This is a genomic window from Amycolatopsis sp. NPDC003731, from assembly GCF_053586895.1.
On sequence record NZ_JBSFNC010000261.1, the window covers coordinates 1 to 6,849 of the forward strand.

Annotated in this window: 4 protein-coding genes; 3 read left to right on the plus strand and 1 reads right to left on the minus strand. The window is 72.6% G+C overall.

The features are described 5' to 3' along the window. Window positions 1-363: 363 nt before the first annotated feature. Window positions 364-1,977: a long-chain fatty acid--CoA ligase gene (locus tag ACWDN5_RS45805; protein ID WP_449680684.1), complete on the plus strand. Its 1,614-nt coding sequence runs from the start codon at window positions 364-366 to the stop codon at window positions 1,975-1,977. A gap of 4 nt (window positions 1,978-1,981) precedes the next feature. Here ACWDN5_RS45805 and ACWDN5_RS45810 read toward each other — a convergent pair whose 3' ends face one another. Then, a complete protein-coding gene (locus ACWDN5_RS45810; RefSeq protein ID WP_449680685.1) occupies window positions 1,982-3,670 on the minus strand; it encodes a helix-turn-helix domain-containing protein in 1,689 nt (562 codons plus the stop codon). Window positions 3,671-3,816: 146 nt separating this feature from the next. Between ACWDN5_RS45810 and ACWDN5_RS45815 the strand changes: the two genes are divergently transcribed. Both ACWDN5_RS45815 and ACWDN5_RS45820 read left to right on the plus strand, forming a co-directional pair. Then, window positions 3,817-5,208, plus strand: coding sequence for an MFS transporter (locus ACWDN5_RS45815; RefSeq protein WP_310969833.1), 1,392 nt, complete (start codon window positions 3,817-3,819; stop codon window positions 5,206-5,208). Beyond that, a partial coding sequence (locus tag ACWDN5_RS45820) for a tannase/feruloyl esterase family alpha/beta hydrolase (protein ID WP_449680686.1) occupies window positions 5,205-6,849 on the plus strand: 1,645 nt, incomplete at its 3' end. The genes ACWDN5_RS45815 and ACWDN5_RS45820, both read left to right, overlap by 4 nt.

Below are 6,849 nucleotides of genomic sequence, written 5' to 3' on the forward strand. Positions count from 1 at the left end.
GCGACCGAGGCCCAGTCCCCGCTTTCGATGGCCGACTTCAGGTCGTTCGCCGTCTCCAGCAGCGAAATGCCCGAATACGCCTTCGTGGAGTCCTTGGTCTCAGCCACCAGCGGGTTTGCCACTTGTTGACCTTCTTTTCGTCGGGCCTTCAGCCAAAATTAGCAGCGCCGTCTCCTCGGGCGGCGGCCCCGCGACCCGCCTGCCCGAAAATCCGCCATCGCTGCCCGGGGTGGGCAACGGCCCGCCGGCGTGGAGGTGATCACCACCGGGGACCCCCGACGAGTGGGCGGTTCGCACCTCTGCCGCGGCCGGGAACGCTCTTAAAGTCACTCGCGACCAGGCCACCGGACCGGAAGAGGCGCCATGGACGGGCTGATGCAGCCACGGCCGCTCACCATCGCCCACATCCTGGAGCGAGCCGAGCGGCTCTTCGCGCACAAGGAAGTCGTCACGGCCGGGGGCGAGCGGCTCACCTACGCCGAGGTCGCCGTCGGGACCCGCCGCCTCGCCGCCGCGCTGGACGCCCTCGGCGTCCCGCCCGGCGCCCGGGTCGCGACCTTCGCGAGCAACCACCGCCGGCACCTCGAGCTCTACCTGGCCGTGCCGGTGACCAAGCGGGTGCTGCACCCGATCAACATCCGGCTCCCGGCGGAGCACCTCGAGTACATCGTCGAGCACGCCGAAGACGACGTCGTGTTCGTCGATCGCGCGCTGCTGCCGCGGATCTGGCCGAGCGCCGCCCGCCTGCCGCGGGTGCGCCACTGGATCGTGCTGCCGGACGACAGCGGCGAGCCGATTCCGGCGGACCCCCGCATCCGGCACTACGACGACCTGGTCTCCGCGGCCGCGCCGGTCACCGGCTCGTTCGAGGACTCCTTCACCCTCGCCGACGAGCACCTCGCGTCCGGGCTCTGCTACACCTCCGGGACGACCGGGCGGCCCAAGGGCGTGCTCTACAGCCACCGCTCGACGGTCCTGCACGGCCTGGGGACGCTCGCCGCGGGCCTGATCGGCCTCGGCGAAAGCGACGTCGTGCTGCCGATCGTGCCCATGTTCCACGCCAACGCCTGGGGCCTGCCCTACGGCGCCATGCTGGCCGGCGCGGCCCTGGTCCTGCCCGGCCCGTCCGCGGACCCCGGCCACCTGCTGCGGCTGATGGCCGCCGAGCGCGTCACCGTCGCCGGGGCCGTCCCCACGGTCTGGACGAGCATGGCGCCCGGGCTGCGCGACCACGACCTGAGCGCCACGCGGTTCCTGCTCGGCGGCGGGTCGGCTGTCCCGCCGGCGCTGTCGGAGACCTTCCGCGCCGCTATCGGGGTGCCCATCACGCACTCCTGGGGGATGACGGAGATCAGCCCGGTCGGGGCCATCGGCGGCACGCGCACCCAGCACCGGGACGCGCCCGCGGCGGACCAGGTCGCGGTGCGGGCCGCCCAGGGACAGCCGTTGCCGCTGGTCAACGTCCGGATCGTCGACGTCGAAACCGGCCGGGAGCTGCCCCGGGACGGCGACGCCGTCGGTGAGCTGCAGGTCGCGGGCCCGTGGGTGGCGGGCGGCTACTACCGGGTCGGCGCCGACGGCAGCTTCACCGCGGACGGCTGGCTGCGCACCGGTGACCTGGCCACGATCGACGCCGAGGGCTACCTGCGGCTGGTGGACCGGATGAAGGACCTGATCAAGTCCGGTGGCGAGTGGATCTCCTCGGTCGAGCTCGAGAGCGCCATCACCTCGCACCCGGACGTCGTCGAAGCGGCGGTGATCGCCCGCCCGGACCCGCGGTGGATGGAACGCCCGGTGGCGTACGTGGTGCTGCGCGACGGCGGCGAGACCACGGCCGACGAGCTCCTGGCGCACATCACGCCGATGGTCGCGAAGTGGTGGCTGCCCGACGAGGTCGTGTTCGTGCCCGCGTTGCCCAAGACCGGCACCGGCAAGATCTCGAAGACCGCCCTGCGCGATTCGGTGCGGGTCGGCTGACCGCTCAGGACGTGACCGCCCGGAGCTGGTGCAGCCGCAGGCCGAGCTGCAGTTCCAGGTCGTTCTCGTGGCGCCAGTCGGAGCCGAGCACCGCGGCGGCCCGGTCCAGGCGCTTGAGCAGGGTGTTGGCGTGCAGGTGCAGCGCGCGGGCGGTCGCCGCGACGTTGGCGCGGTGGACGTAGTACGCGCCGAGCGTGCCGACCAGATCGGTGCCCCGCCGCCGGTCGTACTCCAGGAGCGCGCCGATCGAGCCGGCCAGGAACCGGTCGAGCTCGCCGGCCCGCTCGGGGTCGAACACCATGGCGTACAAGGCGTACTGGCTCGTGGTGGCGCCGCCGTCGGTGTGCCCGAGCGCGCGCATCACGGCGCCGCAGCGACCGGCCAGGGACTGCGCCCGGGCCCAGTCGTGGCCGCTCGCGCGTTCCCCGACGACGATGACCGGACCGCCCAGCGTCCGCCGCAGTCTCGTGTGGACGTGGGCGACAGTGGCCTCGGCGTCGGCGCCGGGCAGGATCATCGTGGCCCGGCCGAAGTGCTCGCCGGCCAGCCCGGCGCGGTCCCGGGCGATGTCGTGCAGGTGCCGCGCGAGATCACCCGGCGGCACCGCGGGGGAGTCCGCGACCAGGACCAGGTCCAGGCGGTCGACGTCGATGGCGCGGGCCCGGGCGCGGGCTCGCTGGGCCGGGCCGATGCCGGGACTGCCGACCATGAGCTCGGTCAGCAGCTCCCCGCTCAGCCGCTCGCCGGCCTCGGCGACGGCCTGTTCCTTGAGGATGAGCAGCCCCAGGATGTGCGTGGCGCGTTCGAGGGTCCGCAGGTCCGTGTCGTCGCCGGTGCCCGACGGCCGGCTCCACACGAGCGCGCCGAGGTAGCTGTCGCCCGCCTGCACGGCCGCCACGCTGCGGTCGGTCCCGTCGGCGCCGGACGACGTCGTGCAGCGGCCGGTGCGGCGGGCGTCCTCGACGGCCCCGGCCAGGTCCGTCCTCAGTGGACTGCTGGTCCGGCCGAGCAGCGTGACACTGCCGCCGAGCTGGTCGGCGAGGTGCTGGGCGACGTCGGCCGGGGTCCCGCCGTCCAGCACGACGCCGGTCAGGGCTTCGTGGATCGCCTGCGCCCGTTCGATCTTCCCGTAGGCGACCCGCAGTTCCCGCAACGCGGTCCGGCTCTCCTCGTAGAGCCGGGCGTTGTCGAGGGCGACCGCGGCGTGGTCGGCGAACGCGTTCAGCAGCGCGATCTCCTCGGCCTGGAACGACCGTTCGGAGCGGTCCGCGGCGAACAGCGCGCCGACGGCTTCACCGCGGATCACCAGCGGCACGCCGAGCAGCGCGACCAGGTCCTCGGTGACGACCAGGCGGTCGAAGTTCGCGTCGTGCTGGATGAGCGTCGAGGTTGCGTAGTCGCGCACCCAGTGCGGGCTCTTGGAAGCCAGCACCTTGCCGCCGAGCCCGACCGTGGCCGGGATGGTCGCCGCGAGGAACTCCGCGGAGATCGTGCCTTCCGACGCGCGGGCCGACAGCCGGCCGTCCGCGCCGACCAGCGAGAGGTAGGTGAAGTCGGTGCCGATCAGGTCGTGGGCGTGGTGCACGATCGACTGGAGCACCTCGTCGAGCTCGCCCAGCGCGGTGAGCGACTTGACGGTGGCGTACAACGACGCCAGTTCGCGCTGCCGGCGCGGTTCCGCCGCACTGGTCACGGGGTCGCCCTCCTCGGCATCGGGGTGGGCGAAAGACCCACCGCTGCGGCGGGAGGAGTGGGTGGTCCACACCTCAGCCGGCAGCGTAACCGCGCCCTACCATCACCGCCAGCACCTGCCTGACCTCCTCGACGAAGGCGGCACCCATGGCCATTCCGCTCACCCAACCCGAAGGGCAGTCCGGCACCGGGGTGCCCGCCGCCCCGCGCCGGGGCTTCCGCAAACTGCTCGCCGCCGGGCTCATCGGCAGCTCGATCGAGTGGTACGACTTCTTCCTCTACGGCACCGCCGCCGCGCTGGTGTTCCCGAAGGTGTTCTTCCCGCACGCCTCGGCGCTGACCGGGACCCTGCTGGCTTTCAGCACGTTCTGGGCCGGGTTCGTGGCCCGGCCGGTCGGCGGCGTGCTCGCCGGGCACCTCGGCGACAAGTACGGGCGCAAGCCGGTGGTCGTCGCCTGCCTCGCGCTGATGGGGGCCGCGACCTTCCTGATCGGCTGCCTGCCCAGCGCGGCCAGCGTCGGCGCGCTCGCCCCGACACTGCTGGTCATCCTGCGGTTCGTCCAGGGCCTCGCGGCCGGCGGGCAGTGGGGCGGCATCGTCCTGCTGCTCACCGAATCCGCCAGTCCCAAGCGGCGTGGCTTCGCCGGGACGTTCGGGCAGACGAGCGTGCCGGTGGCGGTCATCCTGTCCAACCTGATCTTCGTCGCGGCCAGCGGCCTGATGCCCGATGCGGCCTTCCTCAGCTGGGGCTGGCGGATCCCGTTCCTGCTCAGCGTCGTGATGTTCGGCGTGGTGCTCTACATCCAGGCCAAGGTGGAGGACACCCCGGAGTTCCGGCAGCTGCAGGAAGCGGTGGCGGACAAGGAAGGCCCGGTCGTCCGGGCGCCGCTGGCCCAGGTCCTGCGCAGCAAGTGGGGCACCATCCTGCTCGGCTGCGGGCTGCTGTCGGCTACCAACAGCCTGTTCTACGTCAGCATTTCCGGGCTGCTCAGCTACGGCACCGGCACGCTCAAGCTCCAGCGCGACTCGCTGCTCGCGGTGGTGCTGCTCAGTTCCGCGGCGATGCTCGCGACGATCCCGTGGTCGGGACACCTTTCGGACAAGGTGGGCCGCCGCCCGCTGATCCTGATCGGCGGGCTGGGCGTGGCCGTCTGGGCGTTCCCGTACTTCGGGCTCGTCGGCACCGCGTCGCTGCCGCTGATCTTCGTCGCGGTCGCGGTGGGCTTCGTGTTCCAGTGCCTCACCTACGGCCCGATCGCGAGCTTCCTCGGCGAGCTCTTCGCGCCGAACGTCCGTTACTCGGGCGCGTCGCTGGCCTACCAGCTGTCCGCGATCGTCGTCAGCGGGGGCACGCCGTTCCTGATGACGGCACTGATCGCGGAGGCCGGGAGCACCTGGCCGGTCGCCGTCTACATCACGCTGATGGGACTGATCACCTTCGCCAGCGCGTGGTTCCTGCCCGAGACGAACCCGCCCGAGGTCCGGGCCGATCCGGACGCCGTCCCGGGCGCGCACCTGCACCAGGCGGCCGCGCGATGAGGAAGACGGTGGTGGCGGCCGTCGTGGCACTGACGGCGAGCGTCCCCGGCCCCGCGCTGGCGTCTCCGGCCGCGCCGGAGTGCGCCGGGCTCGCCGGGCTGCGGATTCCGGCGTCGGTCATCAGCCTGCCCACGAGCGGCGGGCTGGTCACGGCCGCCGCCGTGACGGGTGCCACCTGCCGGGTCGACGCCGACCTGTACCCGGTCGATCCGGCCGCGCCGGCCATCAAGCTGCGGGTCGCCCTGCCCGGTGCGTGGAACCACAAGGCGCTGATGTTCGGCGGCGGCGGGTACAACGGCACCATCCCCGACGTGGCGGCCAACGTGCCGTTCGGCCCCGCCGACCGGCCCACGCCGCTGGCCCGGGGCTATGCGACCTTCGCGAGCGACTCCGGCCACCAGCAGAACCCGGCGCGCCCGCCGTCCCTGGACGGGTCGTTCGGCGCGAACGACGAGGCCCTGACCAACTTCGCCGCCGGCGACGCGCTCAAGAAGACGCGGGACGCGAGCCTGTTCCTCATCAAGCGCGCCTACGCGGCCGCGCCTGCCGAAGTCTTCTTCGCCGGCGGGTCGACCGGCGGCCGGGAGGCACTGGTCGTCGCCCAGCGGTGGCCGGCCGCGTTCGACGGCGTCATCTCCGCCTACCCGGCCTGGAACAACCTCGCCGAGATCCTGGACCTGGGTTACCTCACGCAGGTCCTGTCGCGGCCCGGCGCTTTTCCCGACCCGGTGAAGCAGAAGCTTCTCTACGACAGCGTCATCAAGGCCTGTGACAGCCGGGACGGTGTCGCCGACGGCGTGGTCTCGAACCCGGGCTGCCGCTTCGATCCGCGCGTGCTGCGCTGCCCGGGCGGGGCCGACACCGGCCCGGCGTGCCTGTCGGACGCCCAGATCGGGGCGGTGACGGCCATGTCGTCGCCGTTCCGGTGGCCGTACCGGATCGCCAGCGGCGAAACGCAGTACCCCGGCTTCCCGTTCCTTGCGGGCGCGGACATGCGGACGCCGTTCCTCGGCTTCGGCACCACCGCGCCGGCCGACCCGATGCCGGTGACCAGCGGCTACGGCATGCAGTACTGGGACCAGTGGGTCAAGTACTTCCTCACCCGGGACCCGGGGCAGAACGCCTTGGACATCGATCCCCGGCACCCCGGCAAGTGGCTCGCCCGGATCAGCGCCCTGTCGAAGATCGAGGACCGCAACAACGCGGACCTGCGCCCGTTCGCCCGCGCGGGCGGCAAGCTGATCCTGCTGCACGGCGCCGCGGACGAGCTGGTCTCGCCGTACTCGACGAGCGACTACTACGAGCGCGTGCGCAGGGTGGTGGGTCCGCACACGACCGACGCGTTCCTGCGGTACTACGTCGTGCCCGGCGCCAACCACGCCAACTTCGGGACCCCGGCGTTCGCGGCCGGCTGGGATTCGCTCACGGCGCTCGAGCAGTGGGTGGGGACCGGCCGCGCGCCGGTGAACCAGGTCGTCACCGACCTGGCCCACCAGCGCACGCGGCCGCTGTGCGCCTACCCGGGCTGGCCCCGGTACCGCTCGGGTGACTTGAGCTGGGCGAATTCCGGCCCCGGGAGACCTTCGCGATCCGCGAACTCCAGTGCTGCGTCCAGGTCCGCGGCGAGCCAGTTGTTGATGC

Excerpts from the sequence above, each read along its gene's own strand:
- ACWDN5_RS45805 (WP_449680684.1), top strand. The coding sequence starts at position 364 with ATGGACGGGCTGATGCAGCCACGGCCGCTCACCATCGCCCACATCCTG.
- ACWDN5_RS45815 (WP_310969833.1), top strand. The coding sequence starts at position 3,817 with ATGGCCATTCCGCTCACCCAACCCGAAGGGCAGTCCGGCACCGGGGTG.